3 protein-coding genes are annotated in these 2,670 nt (G+C 62.5%); 2 read left to right on the top strand and 1 reads right to left on the bottom strand.

Annotated elements, in window-relative coordinates; genetic code table 11:
* Nucleotides 1-149: 149 nt before the first annotated feature.
* Nucleotides 150-524, bottom strand: coding sequence for a DUF5319 domain-containing protein (locus RDN59_RS11895; protein WP_046648414.1), 375 nt, complete (start codon nucleotides 522-524; stop codon nucleotides 150-152).
* A 149-nt stretch (nucleotides 525-673) separates the two neighbouring features.
* Here RDN59_RS11895 and guaB point away from each other — a divergent pair, with 149 nt between their 5' ends.
* Together guaB and RDN59_RS11885 are read left to right on the top strand one after the other, a co-directional pair.
* Nucleotides 674-2,188 carry an IMP dehydrogenase gene (gene guaB, locus RDN59_RS11890; protein WP_308608015.1) on the top strand — a complete coding sequence of 505 codons (1,515 nt, stop codon included), beginning with the start codon at nucleotides 674-676 and terminating at the stop codon, nucleotides 2,186-2,188.
* Between the two features lie 9 nt (nucleotides 2,189-2,197).
* On the top strand, nucleotides 2,198-2,670 hold a 473-nt coding region (locus RDN59_RS11885), incomplete at its 3' end, for an IMP dehydrogenase (protein ID WP_308608014.1).

Raw genomic sequence — 2,670 nt, 5'->3', positions numbered from 1 at the left:
ACATTCGATACCGGCATCGACAATGAGTGGAACCCCAGCTTAGGCGTAAGAAAAGGATGGGCCGGACGCTCTTAAATCCACACGAAATGTCCCTTAATGCGACACGCCGCAAATCCACACGAAATGTCCCTTAAGCCTTAATCCGCGCGTTAGTAGCGCGAATCCATGCCGTCAAGGTAGCCCACCGCATAATCCCACGGGACGTAGCGCATGGGGTCCGGCTCCGCGCCCGGCTCGTGGACAGGGGCGAGCTGCCCTGCCAGTGTGGCCTGCATGTTGGAGGCCATGATGTCCCACTCGTAGAAGTGGTTCTCCTCGCAGTCCTCGCAGAAAAAGAAGATGCCGTCGATGCCGCGCGGGCTGAGAACGCGCGCGAACTCCTGGACCATGGCCAGATCGTGGATGACGGCGAGACGGTCCTCTTCGGACAGCGGCTCGACGTGGTCCTCTTCCTCGAGGAAGGAAGCTGGGTCGTTGGGATCGTCCGCGAAAGGATCGCGGGGCATGTTGGCGAAAAAGTTCACGCCTGCGAGCCTATTGACTCCGTGCGCGCATGGCAATTCCCTTTAGATACCTATTCCTCTACCCACGGCTACCACTACGGGGCGTCCACGCACTACAGTGAGGGCTACCGCATAAAACTATCTGGTCAGTTTAGGAGAGCCCCACCCTCATGAGCCACGTCCACACCGGCGGAGACAACCCCGACAAGATTGCACTCTACGGCCTTACTTTTGATGATGTCCTGCTGCTTCCGGCAGAATCCAACGTCGTTCCCTCCGAGGTGGATACCTCGGCGCAATTTACCCGCAACATTCGCCTCGGCGTGCCCCTGGCTTCCGCCGCGATGGACACGGTGACCGAGGCCCGCATGGCCATTGGCATGGCGCGCCAGGGCGGTATTGGCGTCCTGCACCGCAACCTGTCAGTTGAGGATCAGGCGCAGCAGGTAGAGATTGTCAAGCGCTCCGAATCCGGCATGGTGACCGACCCGGTCACGGCTTCCCCGGACATGACCATCGATGAAGTCGACACGCTGTGCGCGCGGTTCCGGATTTCGGGCCTGCCGGTCGTCGATAAGCAGGGCACCCTCGTGGGTATCTGCACCAACCGTGACATGCGCTTCGAGCCGGATTTCTCCCGCAAGGTCTCCGAGATTATGACGCCGATGCCGCTCGTCGTGGCCAAGGAGGGCGTCAGCAAGGAGGAGGCGCTGGAGCTGCTGTCCGCCAACAAGGTGGAGAAGCTGCCCATCGTCAACGATGAGAACAAGCTCGTCGGCCTTATCACCGTCAAGGACTTTGTCAAGACTGAGCAGTTCCCCAACGCCTCCAAGGATGCTTCTGGGCGCCTACTCGTGGCCGCCGGCATTGGCACTGGTGAGGAGTCCTATCAGCGCGCGGGCCAGCTTGTCGACGCCGACGTGGACGTCCTCGTCGTCGACTCCGCCCACGCCCACAACAACCGTGTGTTGGAGATGGTTTCCCGCGTGCAGAAGGACTTCGGCGACCGCGTTGACGTCATCGGCGGCAACTTGGCCACTCGTGCTGCGGCCCGCGACATGATTGAGGCCGGTGCCGACGCCATCAAGGTTGGCATTGGCCCGGGTTCCATTTGCACCACGCGCGTGGTGGCTGGCGTGGGTGCCCCGCAGATCACCGCCATCATGGAGGCCGCCGCGGTGGCTGGACCGGCGGGTGTGCCGGTTATTGGTGACGGCGGTATGCAGTACTCCGGTGACATCGCCAAGGCATTGGCTGCCGGCGCCGATACCGTCATGCTGGGCTCCATGCTGGCCGGCACCACGGAAGCGCCGGGTGACATCGTTGTGGTCCAGGGCAAGCAGTACAAGCGCTACCGTGGCATGGGCTCCATGGGCGCCATGCAGGGCCGTGGCCTATCCGGGGAGAAGCGCTCCTACTCCAAGGACCGCTACTTCCAGGCTGACGTGAAGAGCGAGGACAAGCTGGTGCCGGAAGGCGTGGAGGGACGCGTGCCATTCCGCGGTGACATCGATGCCATCGTGCACCAGATTGTCGGCGGCCTGCGCGCCTCCATGGGCTATACAGGCTCCGCCACCCTGGCCGAGCTCAAGACCAAGCAGTTTGTCCAGATCACCGCTGCGGGCCTCAAGGAGTCTCACCCGCACCACCTTCAGCAGATCGTCGAAGCTCCGAACTACCGCTAAGGACTAATCATGCGCGATTACGTAGAAATCGGTGTGGGCCGTGAGGCTCGCCGTACCTATGACCTGAACCAGATTTCCCTGGTGCCGACTCGCCGCACCCGTTCCTCCAAGGACGTGGACACCTCGTGGCACATCGATGCCTACACCTTCGACGTCCCGTTCGTTTCGGCGCCGACCGACGCGTTGGCCACGCCCGAGTTTGTTATCGAGATGGGCAAGCAGGGCGGCCTGGGTGTTATCAACGCGGAAGGCCTGTGGGGCCGTCACGAGGACTTGGAGGGTGCGATTGCCCGCGTGACGGAGAACTTCGGTGACCTGTCTACGCTGCAGGAGCTGCACGCAGCACCCCTAAACGAGGAGCTGTTGGCCGAGCGCATCGCGCAGGTCCGCGATTCCGGCGTGACCGTCGCCGTGCGCGTGTCCCCGCAACACGCCCGCGAGCTGGCGCCCGTGGTTATCAAGGCAGGGGCGGAGCTGCTGTT

It is taken from the genome of uncultured Corynebacterium sp. (assembly GCF_902489365.1).
Lineage (GTDB): Bacteria > Actinomycetota > Actinomycetes > Mycobacteriales > Mycobacteriaceae > Corynebacterium.
This window is presented reverse-complemented; position numbering and strand designations above follow the sequence as displayed.